This window comes from Gordonia sp. PS3 (assembly GCF_041950545.1).
Classification (GTDB): Bacteria; Actinomycetota; Actinomycetes; order Mycobacteriales; family Mycobacteriaceae; genus Gordonia; species Gordonia sihwensis.
In genome coordinates, this window is record NZ_CP169524.1 from 298,665 (window position 1) to 319,943 (window position 21,279).

Below are 21,279 nucleotides of genomic sequence, written 5' to 3' on the forward strand. Positions count from 1 at the left end.
TCGACTGTGGACGTCGGGGCCCGCGTCTTCGTCGTCACACCTCGACGGCTGCTTCGGCGCGGTGCTCGCGGCGGCGCATCGCGAGGACGGTGACGATGCTCAACACCGCGAGCAGCAGTCCGCTCACCAGTGTGGTCGCGTGCAGTCCGTCGACGAAGGCCTCTCGCGCGGCCGTTGCCAGGGCGTCTCCGCCGGTGCTCATGGCGTCGGCGCGGACGAGGGTCTCACCGAGCGATCCCGTCACCCCGCTGTCGCCGCCGCGGGACAGGAAGACCGCGGTGGCCAGCGAGCCGAAGAGAGCCAGGCCGAGGGCGGTTCCCAGTTCGAAACAGGTCTCCGAGATGCCCGACGCGGCACCGGACTGCTCCGGCGGCACGGCGCCGACCACCACGTCGGTCACCAGCGAGAACTGCACACCGTATCCGATTCCGGCGAGAGCGCTCAGGGCCATGTACACCAACAGCGACGACGTGGTGCCCAGTGCGATGAATCCGAGATTCGCCGTCGCGGCGACCACCAGCGAGCCGGCCAGGGCGTACCGCTTTCCGACCAGTCGGGCGATGCGATCGGCGACGACGGAGAAGACGGCGATCGTCACCGCCATCGGGAGTCCGGCGAGCGCCGCGGCCAGAACGTCGTGGCCCAGCACCGACTGGAGATAGACGTTCGAGAGATAGGCGATGCCGCCCTCGGCCATCATTCCCACCAGCGCGATGGCGAGGCACACGCTCACCGTGGGGTTGCGGAACAGGTTCAAGTCCAGGAGGGGATCTCGCGTGCGCGCCTCGTGGCGGAGGAATACTGCGAACATCGCGATGCCGACCAGACCCGCCGTCGCCGCAAGCGGCGAGACCCCCTCGGTCGCGAGCGCCTTGACCGCGTAGACGGCGGGGAGGACGCCGAGCAGTGACAGCGCGACACCGACGACGTCGAACCGACCGGTGCGGGCCGATCGGTACTCGGGGAGGACGAACGGCCCCGCCGCGAAGAGCACCGCGAGCACCGGCACGTTGATCAGGAACACCACTCCCCACCAATAGTGGTGCAGCAGAAGGCCTCCGAGAACCGGGCCAATAGCGGCACCGCCGGCGAACGCCGAGGTCCACACCCCGATGGCGCGAGCGCGTTCGTGACTGCGCGTGAACATGTTGGCGATCAGCGCGAGGCTCGCGGGCATCAGCGTCGCACCTCCCACGCCCATCAACGCGCGGGCCGCGATCAAAGCCCCGGCACCGGGCGAGAACGCGGCGAGCACCGACGCACCGCCGAAGACACCCGCGCCGCACAGCAGAATCCGCCGTCGCCCGATCCGATCGCCGAGGTTGCCCATCGTGATGAGCAGCCCGGCGATCAGGAACCCGTAGATGTCGAGGATCCACAACTGCTGTGTGGCCGACGGGTCGAGCGCCGCGGTGATCGTCGGCATCGCCAGGTACAGCACTGAGAAGTCCATCGAGACCAGCAGTACCGGCAGCATCAGAACCGCGAGCCCGAACCATGTCTTCCGATCGGCCGCGGGTGCGGTGCCGGTGGGCGGCGGGACCGAGGGCATGCGTGCGGGCTCCAGATCTGTGAGGTGTGGATCGCGGGCGCGGCCGGCGATGCAAGCGCGACCGCGGCCCGTTCAGGCTACGCCGGATATGCGGTGGTCAGCGACCTCGTTTCCGGCCGATCGACATCAGAAGCACACCGGTGATTCGATCGCGGACCGCGACGGTCCCGGGTGGAGTACAACGGGCTGTGGAGGCCGCCCACGGCCGCCGGCAAGGAGAGGCGTGGCCACGATCGGCAGGCTGGCCGCCGCGACGATCCTCGTCGCGGCGACCGCACTCGTGGCCGGTTGCGGCACCGCCGGTCCCGGCCCGGTGCCCATGCGATCGGTCCTCGGTCCGGCAGAGCGCGTGCTGAACGTCCTGGCATGGCCGGGCTACGCCGAGGACGGGAGCAACAACCGGTCCGTGAACTGGGTGCAGCCGTTCCGGGACCTGACCGGCTGCCAGGTGGAGGTCAAGACCTTCGGCACCTCCGACGAAGCGGTGTCCTTGATGCGGACCGGTCAGTTCGACGTGGTCTCGGCATCGGGCGACGCGTCGCTGCGGTTGATCGACGCCGGTGACGTACAGCCGATCAACACCGCGCTGGTCCCCTCGTACTCCGACATCTATCCCTTCTTGAAGGGCAAGCCGTGGAATGCGAAGAACGGGATCACCTACGGCGTGCCGCACGGCTGGGGTGCCAATCTCCTGATGTATCGCACCGACGTCGTGCGACCCGCGCCCACGTCCTGGCGGGCCGTGTTCGAGGACGCGCCGCGCTATGCGGGCCGGGTGACCGCTTACGATTCGCCGATCTACATCGCCGACGCCGCGCTGTATCTGATGCGGCACCGGCCCGATCTCGGCATCACGAATCCCTACGCGCTCGACCGGAGGCAGTTCGACGCGGCCGTCGCGCTGCTCGAGGAGCAGCGCAGAGCGGTCGGCGAGTACTGGAACGACATCGTCCGCGAGGTGCAGGCGTTCAGCGCGGGCTGGAGCGTGCTCGGTTCCACGTGGCAGATGGCGGCCAACCTCGCCCGCGACGGCGGTGCTCCGGTGGCGACGGTGCTGCCCGATGAGGGATCGACGGGGTGGTCGGACTCGTGGATGATCAGTTCCCGGGCCGAGCATCCGAACTGCGCGTACCGCTGGGTCGACTACATCGTGAGCGCGCGGGTCAACGCGCGCGTCGCGGAGTACTTCGGCGAGTCACCCGCGAACGCGCAGGCGTGCGAGCTGATGCGGGACCGGACGCACTGCGCGGTGTACCACTCCGCGGACCCCGAGTACGCCTCGCACATCTGGTACTGGACCACGCCGATGCGCGACTGCGTCGACGGTCGCAAGAACGTCGAGTGCGTCGGCTACGACGGGTGGTCGAAGGCGTGGCTTCAGATCAAGGGATAGCCGCGCGCCGTCGTCAGATCGCGTACTGGAAGACGGTGAGCATGCGGGCACCGAACCAGCCGGAGAACAGGGCGGCGACTGCGAGGAAGGCGATGATCTCGGTCCGCGGCCGTCGCGCGATCCGCACGGCCACCGGGATCAGCAGGACGAACGCGGGCAGGAGCAGTCGCGCACGGCTCATCATCAGGCCGTCCGACAGCAGGATCGACGCCAGCACGGCCGCCGCGTAGACGAGCACCGGCCACGGCACGCGGTCGGCGACCGACCAACCGAACAACACGAGCACCGAGATGATCAACAGGGCCGTTGCGATCGCTGAGAAGTCCGATCCGCTGCCGAGCGTCTGGGTGAGGAATCGCCAGGTGGCCGCGCCGCCGTCGAATGTGGTGTTCCACCCCGTCGTCTGGATCTGAAACCAGCCCGTCGCCGAGCCGGTCTGCGCCCACACCACTGCCAGGTAGCCGAGGTAACCGAGCGGCGCGAGAATCACGGCGGCCCACGCACGAGGGCCGTCGCGCCGGGCCACGATCGCTGCGAGCATCACGGCGGCGATCACCGCGACGCCGGTCGGCCGGACGAGTCCGGCACCGAGGGCGCAGAGTCCGGCGAGCAGCCACTGCCGCTCCAGGACTCCGACGAGCGCCCAGCCCGCGAGTGCGCAGAACACCGCCTCGGTGTAGGCCATGTTCAGCACCACCGACATGGGCGTGGCGGCGAAGAGGCCCACCAGGACCAGTCCGGCCGTCGAGGCTTGGTCGGGCGTCGACCGAACCGAGGAACGGATCCGCCCGGAGCAGATCACTCCGATACGACCCACCGCCACCGCGGCGAGGCATCCCGCGACCACGTTGACGATCATGGCCGCGGCGAACGGCGACAGGCCGGGGACCAGGGCGACGGTCCGCACCGTCATCGGATAACCGGGGAAGAATGCGTACGCGGTGAACTCCGTGTGGACGCCGTTTCCGTCGGTGAACCACAGGGGGATTCCGCCGTAGCCGTGCTGGGCGATGCCGAGCATCCACTCGCCGTCCCACATGGACAGCAGCGCGGTGAGACCGGTGTGGTGGAGTCCGGCGAAGACGGTGAGGATCACGATGCCGACGACGCGAATCGTCAGGTACACCCCGACGCATCGAAGGGCGAACTCGTGGGTGATGCCGAAGCGTCGCATGGTGGACATCGGGCGCACGGTAGTCATCGGAGGTGATCCTACGGTGGCCTCCGCGAAATGTGCCGCGCCAGGTCCGGCGGGTAAGGTGAACCCCGCGCGATTCCCGCAGAAGCTGCAGAAGCTCATGTAGACGAGACAGCTGTACAGATAAGGAAGGTTGCACGACGTGGCACTGGTCGTCCAGAAGTATGGCGGATCCTCGGTGTCGGATGCCGAGCGCATTCGCCGGGTCGCCGAGCGCATCGTCGAGACCAAGCGCGCAGGGAACGACGTGGTCGTCGTCGCCTCTGCGATGGGTGACACCACCGACGAACTGCTCGATCTGGCAGAACAGGTGAACCCGAATCCCCCCGACCGTGAGATGGACATGCTGCTCACGTCCGGCGAGCGCATCTCCAATGCGCTGCTCGCCATGGCGATCGAGGGCCTCGGGGAGAACGCGCAGTCGTTCACCGGCTCGCAGGCCGGCGTGATCACCACGAGCAGCCACGGCAAGGCCAAGATCATCGACGTGACTCCGGGCCGGGTCCGCAGTGCGCTCGACGAGGGGAAGATCGTCCTCGTCGCCGGTTTCCAGGGCGTCTCGCAGGACACCAAGGATGTGACCACGCTGGGCCGCGGCGGATCGGACACCACCGCCGTCGCCCTCGCCGCCGCTCTCGAGGCCGACGTCTGCGAGATCTACACCGACGTCGACGGCATCTACACGGCCGACCCGCGCATCGTCAGCAATGCCAAGCACCTCGATCACATCTCTTTCGAGGAGATGCTCGAGATGGCCGCATGCGGCGCGAAGGTGCTGATGCTGCGTTGCGTGGAATACGCCCGCCGATACAACGTTCCAGTTCATGTGCGCTCGTCGTACTCGACTAAGCCCGGCACCGTTGTGTCCGGCTCGATGGAGGACATCCCCGTGGAAGAAGCAATCCTCACCGGCGTCGCCCACGACCGCAGCGAAGCTCAGGTCACCGTGGTCGGCATCGAAGACAAGCCCGGTTACGCGGCGAAGGTGTTCCGCGCCGTCGCCGACGCCGAGATCAACATCGACATGGTCCTGCAGGGCGTGTCGGCGGTGGAGACCGGGAAGACCGACATCACCTTCACGCTGCCGAAGGAGCTCGGCGAGGTCGCCGTGGCCGAACTGGGCAAGCTCAAGTCGGAGATCGGCTTCCGCGAGGTGGTGCTCGACGACAACATCGGCAAGGTGTCGCTGGTCGGTGCGGGAATGAAGAGTCATCCGGGGGTCACCGCGACCTTCTGCGAGTCGCTCAGCGACGCGGGCATCAACATCGAACTGATCTCCACCTCCGAGATCCGGATCTCGGTCCTCGTCCGTGAATCCGATCTGGATCCGGCGGTCCGCGTTCTGCACGAGGCCTTCGGTCTCGGCGCCGACGAGGACGCCGTGGTCTACGGCGGCACCGGACGATAGGAGGACGCTCAGATGGGTATTCGACTCGGAGTAGTCGGCGCCACCGGCCAGGTCGGCGGCGTCATGCGTCAGATCCTCGAAGACCGGAACTTCCCGGCCGACGAGGTGCGGTTCTTCGCGTCGCCGCGGTCGGCGGGCAAGAAGCTGCCGTGGCGCGGCGGTGAAGTGGTGGTCGAGGACGCGACGACCGCAGATCCGGCGGGGCTCGACATCGCTCTGTTCTCCGCGGGCGGAACCATGTCGAAGGTGCAGGCGCCGCGGTTCGCCGCCGCCGGAGTAACGGTGATCGACAACTCGTCGGCCTGGCGCAAGGATCCCGATGTGCCGCTGATCGTGTCGGAGGTGAACGGTGAGCTCGCGAAGAACCCGCCCAAGGGCATCATCGCGAACCCCAACTGCACCACGATGGCTGCGATGCCGGTGCTCAAGCCACTGCACGACGCCAAGGGGTTGCGCCGGCTGATCGTCTCCAGCTATCAGGCGGTCTCGGGCAGCGGGCTGTCGGGCGTGCAGGAACTCGCGGGGCAGGTGCGCGCCGGCGTCGACGGCGCCGAGCAGCTCGTCTACGACGGGCACGCCGTCGATCTCGGCGAGAAGATCAATTACGTCGCGCCGATCGCGTTCAACGTGGTGCCGCTCGCGGGCAACCTCGTCGACGACGGCAGCGGTGAGACCGACGAGGACCAGAAGCTGCGCAACGAGTCGCGACGCATCCTCGGCATCCCCGAGCTGTTGGTCAGCGGAACCTGCGTCCGCGTCCCGGTCTTCACCGGCCATTCGCTGTCGATCAACGCCGAGTTCGATGAAGCGGTGACCCCCGAGCAGGCACGCGAGATCCTCGACGGCGCGCCCGGGGTCCGGCTCGCGGACGTGCCCAACCCGCTCGACGCGGCCGGCGGCGACGTCTCTCTCGTCGGGCGTATCCGTCAGGATCCGGGCGCTCCGGAGGGGCGTGGCCTCGCGCTCTTCGTCTCCGGAGACAACCTGCGAAAGGGTGCCGCGCTCAACACGATCCAGATCGCCGAACTGCTGGTCTGACGACGCGCGCCTGGCGGCGGGCGGGTTCGCTCGTCGGCGGCGAACGTCGAAATCGGGACTTACCAAGCGGTAACTTATGGCGTAGATTACTCTCGTGAGAAAAATTCGGGGATTCGTCTCGTCCAGAAGTTCATCCGTTTCCAGCGTCGTCAGGCGCACCGGTTCGATCGCCGTCGTCGGTGCGGTCGCGGCCTCCGGGCTCGTCGCCGGCACCGGCGACGCGGGTGCCGTCGGCGACTTCTATCGCCCTCCCGCTCGGTTGTCGGAGGCCCCGGGATCGGTGGTTCGCACCCAGCCCACGCAGCTCCTGCTGCAGATCCCGGGCGTTCGCAACCAATGGCCGGGGACCGCGACCCGCATCATGTACACGACCACGCGGCAGGACGGGAAGCCGACGGCCGTCACCGGCGCAGTGGTCGAGCCGACCGCGCCGTGGCACGGCAGGGGGCCGCGGCCCACCGTCGTATTGGCGCCCGGCACCGTCGGACAAGGCGACCAGTGCGCGGGGTCGAAGATGCTCTCGCTGCCGATGTCCATCGACCCGACCAAGCCGAGTCTCGGCGTCAACTACTCCGGGCTCGAGATGAACCTCTTCCTGCTCAACGGCGTGCGGGTGGTGCTCACCGACTACGTCGGCATGGGCACGCCCGGCATCCACACGTACGTGAACCGTCTCGAGTCCGGTCGGGCCGTGCTCGACGCCGCCCGCGCCGCACTCAAGGTGGCCAAGGCCCCCAAGGACGCTCCTGTCGCCTTCTCCGGCTACTCCCAGGGCGGCGGTGCGACCGCGTCGGCAGCCGAGCTGGCGTCCACCTACGCCTCCGACCTCAACGTGAAGGCCACCTACGCCGGTGCGCCTCCCGCGGATCTGTCCAAGGTGATCGGCCAGATCGACGGCACCTTCATCTCGGGCGCGATCGGCTACGCCATCAACGGACTCGTGGCGCGGTATCCGGCGCTCGACCCGATCCTGAAGAAGGAGACCAGCGCGACCGGGCGCCGCGCCCTGAAAGACGTCGCGACGCAATGCATCGCCGACACCGGTCTCACGCACGGATTCCAGCGCACCGACCAGTGGACTCGCAACGGGAAGTCGCTGAGCGCGGTCATCAAGAAGTACCCCCGCGTCCAGAAGATGCTCGACGACCAGCGGATCGGCCGCCTCAAGCCGAACGCACCGGTGCTGATCTCCACCGGGGTCAGTGACGACGTCATCCCGCACGGACAGGTGGTGCAGCTGTACCGCGACTGGAAGGCCCAGGGGGCGGACGTGCGGCTCGACAACGATTTCACGCCGCCGATCTTCCCCGGGCTGGTCGTGAATCACGCACTGCCGATGCTGGCCAAGATGCTGCCGGCGACGAGTTTCATCCTCAGTGAGTTGAACAGCTGACCAGTCGGTCGTGTGCAAGTGGTCGCCCGTGATCGGCGATCATGTGATCGACTACTGGTCATGACTGACATGAAGCGCTTCCTGATCGCCCTGTCGGCGGCGGTCATCGGGCTCGTCACGGTGTCGACGACGACTGCCGTGGCGAGCCCGGCCGTTCCCGGCGTCGGCCCGGCCTCCACTTCGCTGATGCACGGTGATCCCGAATCGACCGACAGCACCGTCCTGCGCGGGCCGGGCAAGACCGGGCATGTCGCGGCGTCGAGCGTTCCCGGCGGTGTGTGCGCCGCGACTTTCGTGGGCTCGGATGGCTTCCCGGTCTCGTTGTGCACGGCCTACGTCGCGGGTACCCCGCCGCAGTTCGCCACTCCGGTGGTGACCATGTTCGATCCGCGGACCGCCCAGGTCGTCGCGCGGCTGCCGCTGACCAAGGGCAAGCTCCTCGGCGGGGTGTACGGGTTCCTCGACGACCGGAACCGGGTGGTGGTGGCCGACGGCTCGGGCAAGATCCTGCGGGTCGGTCACCACCGGACGCGGTCCGGCTGGGCGCTGCGCGTCGACGAGAGCACCGACGTGTCGAAATACCTCGGCGGCGACGGCGTGACCGGGTTGGCCCCCGACTATCAGGGGCGCACCTGGTTCGCGACCACCGAGGGCGTCATCGGCACCGTGCTGCCCGACGGCCGGGTCGGGGCCACGCGCCTGCCGAAGGGCGAAGAACTGGGCAACGGGCTCACCGTCCGTCGCTCCGGTGCGTCGGTGCTGACCACGCACGCACTCTACGAGATGCGCGCGGACGCCGACGGCGTGCCGCGGACGGTGTGGCGGCGCGCCTACGATCGCGGTGCCGCCCGCCGGCCGGGACAGCTGACCTGGGGATCGGGCACCACGCCGACCTACTTCGGTCCCGGCGGCGACGGCTGGGTCGCGATCGTCGACAACGCCGCGGTGCCGAACCTGATCGTCTACCGCTCCGACGACGGTTCGCAGGTATGCCGGACGCGGGCCTTCGCATCACCGAACCAGGGGACCGAGAACTCCCCGATGGCGTGGGGCGACAGCCTGGTGATCCCCAGCACGTACGGATTCCAGTACCCGCCGATGGCGGTGAGCGGTGGGCCGAGCGATCCGGCGTTCGCTCCCTTCCGCGGCGGTATGACGCGCATCGACGTCCGCGACGGGGCGTGCACGAGAGTATGGGAGAACACCACCGACCGAATGGCCACGCTGCCGCGGCTGTCCCGGGCGGACGGTCTGATTCACGGTCTCGCCTACGGCCCGTACGTGCCGGGACCGCAGCAGTCGGGACCGGTCGACTACGTCGCTGTCGACTTCCAGACCGGTCGACGGGTGGCGACGCGGCGCGTGGGGACCGCGCCGATCGACGAGCCGATGCAGCTCACCGGCATGATCGCGCCGGGCGGAACACTCTGGCAGGGCACCGTGACCCGGATGCTGAAGATCTCCGGCTAGTGCCCACCGGACCGGCGTGCGCGTCGTGCCATCATCAATGACATGACCACTCCCGGACCGTTCGACGACGACGCCGACCGCGATCGGATTCCGACGCAGGCCGAACTCGACGCCGAGGACCTCGCCGAGATCGCGCGGCGGTCGAAGGACAGCGATCTCAGCGGCAGGTATCCGGCGCGTCCCGTCGACCCCGGCCCGCCGCCGGTCGCGCTCGTCCGTGACGCGCGCGTGGTCTGGGCGATCGCCGCGGTGGCGTGCCTGGCGTGGGTCGTGTACGGATTCGCCAATCTCTCCTGGCTCGAGGGGTTGATGGCCGAGCGTCTGCAGCCAGGTCTGCAGAACGTCCCGGGGGTGGATCCGGGAGAGAAGGCGGCCTCGATGGCGTCGTTCTGGACGCCCGCGCTGCTCGTGGGCATCCCGCTGTTCACGGCACTGGGATATCCGCTGCTTGTCGGTACCGCGCGGGCGCACAGCCGCAATCTGCGCAGCATCTATCTCTCGGTGATCACCGTGACGGTCCTGTTCACCGTCGTCGGTGCGGATCTGCTGTTCCACTATCCGGAGGTCTCGGCGTCGCTGCGAGTGCTCGCGTGGGTGCAATGCGGGGTGCTCGTCCTCTCCGCGCTCATCACCCTGCGCAGGCCGATCAACGAGTGGCTGCCGAAGTCGATGGCCATGAAACCCTTCCGGCGCGCCTCCGGCGGGTAGCTTGGGGACAGCGGGTCCGGTTCGGCCATGCGCCTGGAACCGTTCCCGTTTCGAGTTGACCGAACTAAGGAGAACGCAATGACCGTCACCCCCGTGTACCACGTCTCGTCGACCTCGACCGGCGGCGGCCGCGACAGCGAGGTGGTCTCCGAGTCGGGCCGGATCGACCTGGTGCTCGCTCCGCCCGTCGAGATGGGCGGCAACGGCGAGGGCAGCAATCCCGAGGAGCTGTTCTCCGCGGGCTATGCGGCGTGCTTCATGGGTGCGCTCCGGCACGTCGCCAAGAGCAAGGGCGCCACTCTCACCGACGCCACGTCGGTGAAGGTGAACATCGGCATCGGCAGCGACGACGCCGACGGCGGCTTCGGACTCACCGCCGACATCGAGGTGTATCTGCCCGGGCTCGACACCGCCGAGGCCGCCGAACTGGCACAGGCCGCGCACGCCTTCTGCCCGTACTCGAAGGCCACGCGCGGCAATATCGCGAGCACTGTCACATCGCGCGTGTGATTCGCGGCACGGGGCCCGGTACGGTGAACTCTCGTGAACAACTGGGCTATCGTCGCCGCCGCCGCAGTGCTGGCGGCCACCATCGCGACCATCGCATTCGTGCGATACCGGCAGAATGAGACCGCGGTACTCAAACGCGACGCCGAACTCGCCGCGTCGCTGCGCGAGCTGGCGGGCACCGACGCCGTCCGGCTCGCCGCGGTAGAAGAGTTCGAGACAGCGGTTTACGAGCGGCTGTTCTTCAGCCGAGCGATCGGTCCGCGCATTCGATCGGCCGTCTGGGCCCTGCTCGGGGGCGTCCTCGCGGCGTCCGCGGTGCTGCTCCTGGATGGGATCGACAGTGCTGTGGGCGTCGTGGCCTGGGCCGCCGCGATCGTCTTCGCCATCGGATTCACCCTCGCCGCGGTGGTGTACGCCGCTGTGGCGGGATACTCGGCGCTGACCACCCCGCGGGTGTCCTTCGCGGACTCGTACGAGTCCGACGAGGAATGACGCCGGCTCGCACCACCACGGGCCGCGCTCGTCTGTTCTACATCACAGTCGTCACGCTGGCGGTCGCCGCACTGGTGACGGCATCGGCGATTCCCGTGGTCGGAGACCCCGCGGCCGTGGCGTTCGCGAGAGGGTCGATCCGCGTCGTCGACGACGCCGGTGCGCCCGGATCCGTCCTCGTGAGTCGCGAACTGTTCGCCTCGTCGCCGACCGCGGTCGTGGTCGCTCCGACGGCACGAGAGTCGGAGCGCCGCGCCGCGGCGGAGGCCGCGCGCGTCAATGGCGTGCCGGTCTTCGCGGTCGATGACACGAATTCCCGCACTGTCGCAGCGGAATTGGAGCGACTCGGTGTCGAGCGCGCGGTCCGGGTCGGCCGCGTCCCGGCACTGCCGGTTCCGGTCACCGACGACGTCCGGTTGCTCGCCGGCGGTGCCGCGACGCGCGGTGAGGGCACCGTGGTGCTGCTTTCGGCGGCCGGCGACGACGCGATCGCGACCGCCGAGGCGGCACACGCGGAGGTCGCGGCCGTGCCGTCGCCCGATCCGAGAAGCTCCGGGCGCGCAGTGAACCTCGTCAAGGCGCGGCCCGGGGCGCCGATCCTCGCGGTGGGATCGGGATTCGGCGACCCCCGGCTCCTGGCGCGCCGCGTCGAACTCGCGCGGAGCCTCCCGGAACTCCCCGGCGGCGGACAGTTGATGTTCCCGGGGCGCCGCGTCGTCGCGCTCTACGGATCGCCCGGTGCGCCCGAACTGGGGCCTCTGGGCAGGCAGAGCATCAGTGCGTCCATCCGGCGCGCGAAAGCCGTCGCAGCGCAGTACGACCGCCTCTCGCCCGTCCCGGTGGTCCCGGGCTTCGAGATCATCGTGACCGTCGCGTCCGCCGATCCCGGCCCGGGCGGCAACTACACCTCGGCGCTCGACGTGGCGGCGGTGCGGCCGTGGGTCGACGCCGCGCGCAAGGCCGGCGTCTACGTCACCCTCGACCTGCAACCGGGCCGGATGGACTTTCTCGACCAGGCCAAGATGTATCGGGAACTGCTGCTGCAGCCGCACGTCGGCCTGGCCCTCGACCCGGAGTGGCGGCTGAAGCCGAATCAAGTCCACCTGCAGCAGATCGGGTCCGTCTCGCCCGCGGAGGTGAACCGGGTCTCGACCTGGCTCGCCGACCTGGTCAAGAGTCGGAATCTGCCGCAGAAGGCCTTTGTCCTGCACCAGTTCGACGCCGACATGCTGGGTGACAGATCGAAGATCGACACCTCGCGCACCGAACTCGCGTTCCTCGTTCACGCCGACGGCCACGGTGTGCCGAACGTCAAGATGCAGACGTGGAACCGGATTGTCGCGGGCCTGCCTCCCCGGACGTGGCTCGGGTGGAAGAATTTCTACACGGAGGACAAGCCCATGTTCTCTCCACGCCGGACCATGAACGTCGACCCCGTTCCCTGGTTCGTCTCCTATCAATAGAGAGAAGGGAACCGGCCAATGGCTTTGCCCGTCGACCAACTGGCTGCGGTGCCGGAGGCCGCGACCCGCAGGGACTCGCTCGAGATCATCCTCGAACAGGACCGTACGCGGCTGCAGGAACTGACGCCGGTGCGACATCAGCGGATGTCGGCCACGCCGTTCACGTTCTATCGCGGTGCGGCGGCGGTGATGGCCTCCGACCTCGCGGCGACTCCCAGCACCGGCATCGTGACGCAGTTGTGCGGAGACGCGCATCTGAGCAACTTCGGCTTGTTCCGCTCACCGGAACGCGCGATGGTCTTCGACCTCAACGATTTCGACGAGACGCACCCCGGCCCGTTCGAGTGGGACGTGAAGCGCCTCGCGGCCAGCATGGTCATCGCGTCGCAGGCGAACGGCTTCGACGAGACGACGGGCCGCAGCATGGCGCGCCTCGCGGCCAAGGCGTACCGGAAGACGATGATCGCCAGCGAGGCCAAGCCCGCCCTCGAATGCTGGTATGCGCGGGTCGACGCCGACGAGGTGGTCGCCGATCTCGGTGACCGCTTCGACACCGCCGCGTCGAAGCGGACGCAGAAGGCGCTCCGGAAGGCGCGGCACCGGGACAGCGCGCAGGCGCTCGAGAAGCTCTGCTACGTCGATCTCGCGGGGGCGCACATCAAGAGCGATCCGCCGCTGCTGGTGCCGGCGTCCGAGGTCGCGCCGTCGATGTCGAAGGTCCAACTCGACGACTACTTCGGTGAGGCCTTCGCACGCTACGCGCGCACCCTGCCCGCGCACGTCGCCGAGTTGTTCTCGCAGTACTCCTTCATCGAGGCGGCGCGAAAGGTCGTCGGCGTCGGCAGCGTCGGCACCCGGTGCTGGATCGCGCTCTTCGGCGGGGCGCGGGGGACCGATCCGCTCTTTCTTCAATTCAAGGAGGCGTCCGAATCGGTCCTCGCGCCGTTCGTGCCGGGCTGCGAGTACACCAATCAGGGACAGCGTGTCGTGTTCGGTCAGCAACTGTTGCAGGCGTCGAGCGACATCTTCCTCGGATGGGTCCGTGCCGCCGGCGCGGAGGCGAGGGTCGACACCGACTTCTACGTGCGCCAGCTGCGCGACGGCAAGGGGTCGGTGGTCGTGGAGTCGCTGCTTCCGGCCGGGATGGAGTACTACGGGGCGCTGTGCGGCGAGGTGCTGGCGCAGGCGCACGCGCGTACCGCATCCCGCCACGAGATCGCGGCATACCTGGCCGACGCGGGAAAGGCCTTCGACGCGGCGATCGCCGACTTCTCGGTGGAGTACAGCCGCATCAACATCGGTGACCACGGACGCCTCGATGCCGCGGTCGCCGACGGGTCGGTCAGCTCCGGTGCCCTCGAAAACCCGGCCTGACCTGACGATTTAGTAGTTCGGCCGAGCTCGTTGTACGCTATTGCAGGTCATACACGGGGTATGGCGCAGCTTGGTAGCGCGCTTCGTTCGGGACGAAGAGGTCGTGGGTTCGAATCCCGCTACCCCGACGCTTTGGTTGAGAAGCAGTTGAGGCCCCCGGCCTGCAGAGATGCGAGCCGGGGGCTTCCTCGTATCGTGCGTGTCCGTTCTGCTCAGGTGTCAGATCGTCGTTGAGACCCGGCCTTGCGGTAGAGGTCAGGCTTCCGCGAGCTTACTGCTCAAGCAGATCGTGCCGACCCCGACGCTCGATACCGCGGCGTAACTGTTCCATCGGAGTTCTCTCGGTCAGTGATCGTGCTACGGCCGCCTTCTGGGCGGATTCGGGCTGACGGCGGACGCCCGGCCAGTTCATCAGCGATGGGACAGGCACCCACTCGAGTCGTTCAGAAGGAGGACTCCGGTGGCAGTTCACGCACCCAGTCTTGTGTTGAACTCGTGAGCCTGATTCACTTGAAAAAGTCCGTTGCTAACTGATGCAAGCGGACGCCGCCCCGTCCGGCGGTTGCTCTGGGGAGGGTAGTGAACCGGACGGGTGCGATGACGCGGTCCGTCCCGCTCCTGTCTAAGGGGAGGGAGCCGGACGGACCGCCCTCGAATAGCCGGTCTCGTGCGCCGGGAACTACGCCGCGACCTCAAGCCTCGATCGGCAACTCGCGGATCACTCGCGCGGGATTGCCCGCGGCGAATACATGGTCGGGGAGATCGCGAGTGACGACGCTCCCGGCTCCCATCTGACGCGGCATCACCCAGCTGCCCTCGCCGAGGCCGCCCAGCAATTCACGCAGCAGTGCGTCGCGCACGCCGTCCTCGTCGGCGGCGGTCGCGTTGAATCGGTCCAGCAGCCGCGCGCAGGCCTTGCGCAACCCGACCAATTCGGGATCGGCGTCGCGGTACAACTCGCCGGCCAGCATCCGTTCCCGGTCGGTGGTCATGCCGTCTCGGTCAGCTGAACTGGTCGGCGAGCTGGGGCAACGACTGCTGAACGCTGTCGACGTCGCCGCCGTTCGACACCGCGGTCAGCGTCAGCAGCGACGCCTCCGGGCGGCAGCAGAACCGGGCGGGCGCGTACGGCGAGGTACCGAGGCCCGCGCTGACGTGCAGCTTCATCGTCGAACCCCAGTTGGAGACGCCCTTGACCCGCGAACGATCGAGATGGCAGTTGGTCACCAGCGCGCCGTAGCCGGGCAGGCACAGCTGACCGCCGTGCGTGTGGCCCGCCAGCACGAGGTCGTACCCGTCGTCGGCGAAGGAGTCGAGCACGCGGGGCTCCGGTGAATGCGTCAGCCCCAGCCGCAGTTGCGCGAGCGGGTTGGGTCGCCCGGCGATCGCCTCGTAGCGGTCGCGTTCGATGTGCGGGTCGTCGACGCCGGCCGCGACGATGCGCACCGAGCCGACCTCGAGTTCGCGCACCGTGTGCGTGGCGTCGAGCCAGCCGCGTTCGGTGAAGGCCGCGCGCAGATCCTGCCACGGCAGCGGCTCGCCGTGCGTGCGTGTGTGGTTCTTCTTGAAGTACTTGAACGGGTTCTTCGGTTTCGGGCCGAAGTAATCGTTGGAGCCGAAGACGAACAGGCCGGGGCGCGCGAGCAGCCCGCCCAGTGCCTGCACCACAGCGGGGACCGCGCTGGGATGGGCGAGGTTGTCGCCCGTGTTGACCACCAGGTCGGGCTCGAGTCGCTCCAGCTCGGAGATCCATGCCTGCTTGAGATGCTGGTTCGGCATCATGTGGATGTCGCTGATGTGCAGCACGCGCAAGGGCGACGATCCCGGCTCCAGCACCGGCAGTGTCGCGTGACGCAGGGTGAATGCGTTGCGTTCGATCACCGTCGAATACACGAGACCGGCGGCGGCCGCACCGGCGACACCGGCCACGACGCGGGTGAGAGCTGAGGCGTCACGTGTGGTGCGCGAGGGCGCACCGAATCCGGGAACCGAGACCATGGACTTCAGGATACGCGCCGAAGACGCCCGCCGACCCCGCGCTGCGCCGTCAGCCGCCGGGCACCTCGATGACCACCGGACCCACTCCCGGCACCTGCACCGTCTTCTCCGCCGGTTTGTCGGACGTGCCGTCGCCGGAGGTCTTGCCGCGGCCGTTGCTCACGTACATCGCGATGGTGCTTCCCGGCATCGCGCTGTCGGAAGGAGCGGTGAAGACGACGGTGCCCTTGGGGCGAGTGCTGTCGACTTCGAGTTCGGTGACCTTGAAACCGGCCTCCTGCAAGCGCGAGGTGGCCTGGCTGGCGGGCAGTCCGCTCACTTGCGGGATGCGTCCGCGGTCACTGCCCGCGACGTACTGCGGATCCACGGGAGGCAGCGCGACCGGACCGAACTTGGTCGCGATCGGTCCGATCGCCGAGAACCACGTCCGTGCCGGCTCGAAGCCGCCGTATAGATTTCCGTCGCCGCACTGGCGCAGCGGCGAGGTGCAGATGCCCGCCGGGTGCGAACCGTCGTTGTAGGTGTAGACGGCGGCGGCGAGGCGGTTGGTGAATCCGAGGAAGGCCGCCGAGCGGTGCGCCTCGGTGGTGCCGGTCTTGCCCGACAGCGGCAGGTTCCAGCCCGCCGCCGAAGCCGCGGCCGCCGACGTGCCGCCGCCCTTGTCGTCCTCGCTCATCGCGTTCGCGAGCGTGTTGGCCAGCCCGGACTCGACGACCTGTTCGCATTTGGGCGGGTTGAACGGGACGTTGACCATCGCGCGCTGTCCGTTCTGGTCGAGCACCGCGTTGCCGTACTGATCGCGCTTGACCTGCTGGATCGACGCGATCGGGTTCGGCGGACACCACGTGCCTCCGGAGGCGAGGGTCGCTGCGACATTGGAGAGTTCGAGCGCGTTCACCGCGAACGGGCCGAGCGTGAACGAGCCGAAATTGCCCTTCTTCACATACTCGGCGAGGCTCTGATCGCCGACGCCCGAGGTACCGGGCTCGTTGTACGAGCGCAGTCCGAGCCGCACCGCCATGTCGACCGCGGGCTTCACCCCGACCTGCTGAAGCAGCTGGACGAAGGTGGTGTTCGGCGACGTGGCGAGGGCCTGTGTCACCGACGCCGACGGAGGATACGCGCCGGCGTTCTTGACGCAGTACGCGTTCACCGGACAACCGAACGCACCGTTGCTGTCGCCCATGCCGTACACCGCGACGCTCGACGGGATCGGCAGCACGCTGCCCGTGCCCAACCCCTTCTCCATCGCCGCGGCCGTGGTGAACAGCTTGAAGATCGAGCCGGCGCCGTCGCCGACGAGAGAGAAGGGCTGCGGTTGAACTGTCTCATCGCGCTTGGCGTCGAGGCCGTAATTGCGGCTCGAGGCCATCGCCAGCACGTCGTGAGAGTCCTTGCCGGGAGCGACGATGCTCATCACGGTCGCGATGCCGTCGGTGTCCGGAGCGGTGTGCTGCTGCGCGGACCGCACCGCATCGGCCTGGACCTCGGGATTCAGGGTGGTTCGGATGAGGTAACCGCCCCGCATCACCTGTGCGCGCGGGATGCCGTTGTCGGCCAGGTACTGCAGGACGTAGTCGCAGAAGAAGCCGTTGTTGTGCGCGGAGATGCATCCCTGCACGGGGGTCTTCGGCGCGGGCAGCACGCCGAGCGGCTTCTTCTTCGCCGCCTCGAGTTCGGCGCGACGTTCGGGGAAGTTCTCGATCATGGTGTCGAGCACGGTGTTCCGCCGCGCCATGGTGGCCTGCGGATCGGTGTACGGGTTCAGCCCGGAGCTCGACTGGACCATGCCGGCGAGCATGGCCGCCTGTTCCACCGTCAGCTCCTTCGCGGAGTGACCGAAGTACGTCTGGGCCGCGGCCTCCACACCGTAGGCGTTGTTGCCGAACGGTACGACGTTCAGGTAGCGGGTCACGATCTGCTTCTTCGCGTCCTGCTTCGCGGCGGCGTCGTCGAGTCCCTTCTCACGCTTGGCCTGATCGGTGAGCGTCTGCTCCAGAGTCAGGGCCATCCGCACCTCCCGCAGTTTGCGCGCGGGTGTCGTCTCCGTGGCGGCTTCGCGCTCGGCCTCGGTCCGGGCCAGAACCAGCAGTTGGTAGTTCTTGATGTACTGCTGATCGAGCGTCGAGGCACCCTGCTGCACCTCGCCCGACGACGAGTTCTTCAGGGCCGCACGGATAGTGCCCTTCCAGTCGACGCCGTCGTGTTCGAGGAAACGCCGGTCCTCGATCGAGATGATCGCCCGGATCATGTCCTGCGAGATGTCGTTGTATCCGACCTGGTAGCGGTACTGGTCGTAGAGGAGCGCAATCGGTGTGCCGTTCGCGTCGGTCACCGTGGTGACTTCGGGGACGGTTCCGCCCAGCAGCTCGGACGACGAGTTCTCCATCGTGGCGGCGGCCCGGTTCGAGAGCACGCCCATTCCGGTGGCGACGGGGAACAGGAGTCCGGCCACGAGGACCGCGGCCATCACGACGGCGACGGCCAGGCCTGCGAGGTTCGAAGTCTTGCGCACGATGGCCAGGATACGTGTGATTCGTCGCGGGGCGCCGTATCCACCTGCGCGGATGTCGGCCCGACCTGCGTCGAACTCAGGACCATAGCCCACCGACTTGCGTTGCATCGGCCGCCTCAATAGATTGGAAACGTGAGTTACCTAACAAAGAAACTCATTGGTAGGTACGAATCACAGCAGGATCTTATGCATGCGCTCAACCAGGGGCATGTCGATGGGTTTGTGAAAGGCGGGATTGCGCAATGACTCTGGCGCCGTTGACCACCGTTGACTCAGAGGCTCGACTGGCTTGGGTTTCCCAGGCGCGTTGTCGTGGAGGTGACCCGGACGATCTGTTCGTCCGCGGAGCTGCTCAGAGGAAGGCTGCGACCATCTGCAGACACTGTCCGGTGCAACTCGAGTGCGGTGCGGATGCGCTCGACAATCGCGTCGAGTTCGGCGTCTGGGGCGGAATGACCGAGCGGCAGCGTCGCGCGCTGCTCCGTCAGCATCCCGAAGTGACGTCGTGGGCGGCGTTCTTCGAAGCGCAGCGCCGACGACAGCGTCTCGGCGCAGTTCCCGACCAGAACTGAACGACGAGGAGCCCGGCACGCGCCGGGCTCCTCGTCGTCTGGGGCTGTGCGGTCCTTCGGTCAGCCGCGGCTGGTGATCTGTTCGGCGACTGCGCGCAGGGCCGACATGTCGGCCACCTCGAAGGGCAGCGCCGGCACACCCACCAGCGGAACGCTCGGGTGCGACGAGGTGAACCGCTGAAGCAGGCGCACCTCGCGCTTGGCGGTGGCGGCGCGCTCGGTGTGCACTTTCAGCACGCCGCGCGTCAGTTCATCGTCCATGCCGGTCATCGCGGTCTCGGCCGCAGCGGCCGTCATGGAGGTGAGCGTCGGGTGGGTCCGGTTCACGATCAGGCCGGTGAGTGGCATCGAGTCCTTCGACAGCCGTTCGACGAAGAACGAGGCCTCGCGCAGGGCATCGGGTTCGGGTGCGGCCACCACGACGAACTCGGTTCCGGGCTGCTTGAGCAGTTCGTAGGTGCGGTTGGCGCGCTCTTGGAATCCGCCGAACATCGAGTCGAGGGACTGTACGAAGGTCGCCACATCGCGCAGGATCTCCCCGCCGACGATCGTGGAGATGCCTCGCATCGCCAGGCTCATCGCCCCGGTCAGCACGCGGCCGACGCCGCGACCGCCGCCGACGAGCATGCGCATCAGTCGACCGGACAGGAACGAGCCGAGGCGCTGGGGGGCGTCCAGGAAGTCGAGCGCATTCCGGGAGGGCGGCGTGTCGACGATGATCAGATCCCACCGCTGCTCGTCGAGGAGTCGGCTCAGCTTCTCCATCGCCATGTACTCCTGCGTGCCCGAGAACGACGACGCCACTGTCTGATAGAAGCTGTTGTTCATGATCGACTCGGCGCGCTCCGGCGTCGAGTGTTCGATCACCATGTCGTCGAAGGTGCGCCGCATGTCGAGCATCATCGCGTCGAGACTGCCCGCGCCGTCGACCCTGTCGAGGGGAACCGGCTGCGGTTCGTTGGTCAGCTCCGACATTCCCAGCGACTGGGCGAGGCGACGTGCCGGATCGATCGTCAGAACCGCCACTCTGCGGCCGCGCTCGGCGGCGTGCAGGGCCATCGCCGCGGCGGTCGTCGTCTTGCCGACGCCGCCCGACCCACAGCACACCACGACGCGGGTTCCGGGGTCGGCCAGCACCGCGCCCATCTTCAGGTCGGGCATTACGCTCCAGCCTCCTTGAGCACGGCGGACAGTTCGTACAGGGCGCCGAGGTCGACACCGTTCTCCACGGTCGGCAGTTCCACCTGCGCGGCGTCGACGTCGTCGAGTTCGGCGCGCGCGATCTGCTGCGCCTGAAGCCGTGCCGCGTAGTCGATGGTCTCGGTCAGCAGACCGGCCAGATCGTCGTCGGACAGGTGGACGCCGGCCTCCGCCAGGCTCTTCTCGATCCGTGCCGAGTCGATGCGGCCTTCGGCGATGGCGTCCGCCTCGGCCTCGGGAAGATAGGACGGGTTGACGCGATTGACGACGATGGCGCCGATGTTGAGGTTCTTGGCACGCAGTTCGGCGACTGCCTCGATGGTCTCCTGCACCGGCATGGCTTCCAGGAGGGTGCATAGGTGTATCGCGGTCTCCGGCGAATGCAGCAGTGCCGCAACACCTTCGGACTGATTCCGAATGGGGCCGCTCTTCGCCAGATCGCGCATCGCGGTGGTCACGTCGAGGAAGTTGCCGATTCGGCCGGTCGGAGGTGAGTCGACGACGATCGCGTCGTAGGTCCGCGCGCCGTTCTTGTCCGTGGCGATGACGCGTTCCTTGATCTTGCCGGTCACCAGGACGTCCTTGAGTCCGGGTGCGACGGTCGTGACGAAGTCGATCGCGCCGACCTTCTTGATCGCCCGCCCGGCGAAGCCGAGGTTGTAGAACATCTCCAGATACTCCAGCAGGGCGTGCTCGATCTGAAGTGCGAGCGCCCACACCGAGCCACCGCCGTCCATCCCGACCAGTTGAGTGTCGGTGGGCGGAAGCGGGGGGACGTCGAAGAGCTGGGCGATGGCCTGCCGTTCCTCGCACTCGACGAGCAGGACCTTCTTACCCTCGGAGGCGAGGGTGAGTGCCAGCGCTGAGGCCACCGTCGTCTTTCCGGTGCCGCCTTTGCCCGACACGAAATGCAGACGCGCGCTCGCCGCCTGCGCCGGCCACGCCCCGGGACCGTCCTTGCGAACTTCGTTGACCACGCCGATCACCTTATCGAC

Annotated in this window: 18 protein-coding genes and 1 tRNA gene; 12 read left to right on the forward strand and 7 right to left on the reverse strand. The window is 67.9% G+C overall.

What is annotated here, in order from left to right:
* Window positions 1-34: 34 nt before the first annotated feature.
* Window positions 35-1,552 carry an MFS transporter gene (locus tag ACE11G_RS01385; RefSeq protein ID WP_045537279.1) on the reverse strand — a complete coding sequence of 506 codons (1,518 nt, stop codon included), beginning with the start codon at window positions 1,550-1,552 and terminating at the stop codon, window positions 35-37.
* A gap of 223 nt (window positions 1,553-1,775) precedes the next feature.
* On the opposite strand from ACE11G_RS01385, the gene ACE11G_RS01390 reads away from it, so the two are divergent.
* A complete protein-coding gene (locus tag ACE11G_RS01390; protein ID WP_375003410.1) occupies window positions 1,776-2,945 on the forward strand; it encodes an ABC transporter substrate-binding protein in 1,170 nt (389 codons plus the stop codon).
* A 13-nt stretch (window positions 2,946-2,958) separates the two neighbouring features.
* On the opposite strand, the gene ACE11G_RS01395 is transcribed toward ACE11G_RS01390, so the two are convergent.
* Complete coding sequence (locus ACE11G_RS01395) at window positions 2,959-4,146, reverse strand: hypothetical protein (protein WP_006897387.1); 1,188 nt, start codon at window positions 4,144-4,146, stop codon at window positions 2,959-2,961.
* Window positions 4,147-4,285: 139 nt separating this feature from the next.
* On the opposite strand from ACE11G_RS01395, the gene ACE11G_RS01400 reads away from it, so the two are divergent.
* The 10 genes from ACE11G_RS01400 (at window position 4,286) to ACE11G_RS01445 (ending at window position 14,127) form a co-directional block, all read left to right on the forward strand.
* Window positions 4,286-5,551: an aspartate kinase gene (locus ACE11G_RS01400; RefSeq protein ID WP_039867782.1), complete on the forward strand. Its 1,266-nt coding sequence runs from the start codon at window positions 4,286-4,288 to the stop codon at window positions 5,549-5,551.
* A gap of 12 nt (window positions 5,552-5,563) precedes the next feature.
* Window positions 5,564-6,589, forward strand: coding sequence for an aspartate-semialdehyde dehydrogenase (locus tag ACE11G_RS01405; RefSeq protein ID WP_006897385.1), 1,026 nt, complete (start codon window positions 5,564-5,566; stop codon window positions 6,587-6,589).
* A 94-nt stretch (window positions 6,590-6,683) separates the two neighbouring features.
* Window positions 6,684-7,982, forward strand: coding sequence for a lipase family protein (locus tag ACE11G_RS01410; RefSeq protein WP_006897384.1), 1,299 nt, complete (start codon window positions 6,684-6,686; stop codon window positions 7,980-7,982).
* Between the two features lie 60 nt (window positions 7,983-8,042).
* A complete protein-coding gene (locus ACE11G_RS01415) occupies window positions 8,043-9,452 on the forward strand; it encodes a hypothetical protein (protein ID WP_082083891.1) in 1,410 nt (469 codons plus the stop codon).
* A 42-nt stretch (window positions 9,453-9,494) separates the two neighbouring features.
* Complete coding sequence (locus tag ACE11G_RS01420) at window positions 9,495-10,160, forward strand: hypothetical protein (RefSeq protein ID WP_006897382.1); 666 nt, start codon at window positions 9,495-9,497, stop codon at window positions 10,158-10,160.
* 78 nt (window positions 10,161-10,238) lie between these two features.
* Window positions 10,239-10,670, forward strand: a complete 432-nt coding sequence (locus ACE11G_RS01425) for an Ohr family peroxiredoxin (protein ID WP_006897381.1) — start codon at window positions 10,239-10,241, stop codon at window positions 10,668-10,670.
* A 33-nt stretch (window positions 10,671-10,703) separates the two neighbouring features.
* Window positions 10,704-11,162 carry a hypothetical protein gene (locus ACE11G_RS01430; RefSeq protein ID WP_045537280.1) on the forward strand — a complete coding sequence of 153 codons (459 nt, stop codon included), beginning with the start codon at window positions 10,704-10,706 and terminating at the stop codon, window positions 11,160-11,162.
* Window positions 11,159-12,625 (forward strand): hypothetical protein, encoded by a 1,467-nt coding sequence (locus tag ACE11G_RS01435; protein WP_006897379.1) that lies wholly within the window; start codon window positions 11,159-11,161, stop codon window positions 12,623-12,625. Before ACE11G_RS01430 ends, ACE11G_RS01435 begins: the two co-directional genes overlap by 4 nt.
* Window positions 12,626-12,643: 18 nt before the next feature.
* Complete coding sequence (locus ACE11G_RS01440; RefSeq protein WP_375003415.1) at window positions 12,644-13,999, forward strand: DUF2252 domain-containing protein; 1,356 nt, start codon at window positions 12,644-12,646, stop codon at window positions 13,997-13,999.
* Window positions 14,000-14,053: 54 nt separating this feature from the next.
* Window positions 14,054-14,127: transfer RNA gene (locus tag ACE11G_RS01445), tRNA-Pro, on the forward strand.
* A 564-nt stretch (window positions 14,128-14,691) separates the two neighbouring features.
* On the opposite strand, the gene ACE11G_RS01450 is transcribed toward ACE11G_RS01445, so the two are convergent.
* The 3 genes from ACE11G_RS01450 to ACE11G_RS01460 are packed head-to-tail and all read right to left on the reverse strand — an operon-like array spanning window position 14,692 to window position 18,467.
* The gene (locus tag ACE11G_RS01450; protein WP_045537283.1) at window positions 14,692-14,991 is read right to left on the reverse strand and encodes a maltose acetyltransferase domain-containing protein; all 300 of its coding nucleotides are present in this window, start codon (window positions 14,989-14,991) and stop codon (window positions 14,692-14,694) included.
* 10 nt (window positions 14,992-15,001) lie between these two features.
* The gene (locus ACE11G_RS01455; RefSeq protein ID WP_222110847.1) at window positions 15,002-15,997 is read right to left on the reverse strand and encodes a metallophosphoesterase; all 996 of its coding nucleotides are present in this window, start codon (window positions 15,995-15,997) and stop codon (window positions 15,002-15,004) included.
* Window positions 15,998-16,046: 49 nt separating this feature from the next.
* Window positions 16,047-18,467: a transglycosylase domain-containing protein gene (locus tag ACE11G_RS01460; RefSeq protein WP_051999668.1), complete on the reverse strand. Its 2,421-nt coding sequence runs from the start codon at window positions 18,465-18,467 to the stop codon at window positions 16,047-16,049.
* Window positions 18,468-18,754: 287 nt separating this feature from the next.
* Between ACE11G_RS01460 and ACE11G_RS01465 the strand changes: the two genes are divergently transcribed.
* The gene (locus tag ACE11G_RS01465) at window positions 18,755-19,084 is read left to right on the forward strand and encodes a WhiB family transcriptional regulator (RefSeq protein WP_006897374.1); all 330 of its coding nucleotides are present in this window, start codon (window positions 18,755-18,757) and stop codon (window positions 19,082-19,084) included.
* Window positions 19,085-19,144: 60 nt separating this feature from the next.
* Here ACE11G_RS01465 and ACE11G_RS01470 read toward each other — a convergent pair whose 3' ends face one another.
* Both ACE11G_RS01470 and ACE11G_RS01475 read right to left on the reverse strand, forming a co-directional pair.
* Entirely contained in the window at window positions 19,145-20,245 is a 1,101-nt protein-coding gene (locus tag ACE11G_RS01470; RefSeq protein WP_222110848.1) for an ArsA family ATPase, read from the reverse strand.
* Entirely contained in the window at window positions 20,245-21,270 is a 1,026-nt protein-coding gene (locus ACE11G_RS01475) for an ArsA-related P-loop ATPase (protein ID WP_006897372.1), read from the reverse strand. The genes ACE11G_RS01470 and ACE11G_RS01475 overlap by 1 nt, the downstream gene beginning before the upstream one ends.
* Window positions 21,271-21,279: the final 9 nt, after the last annotated feature.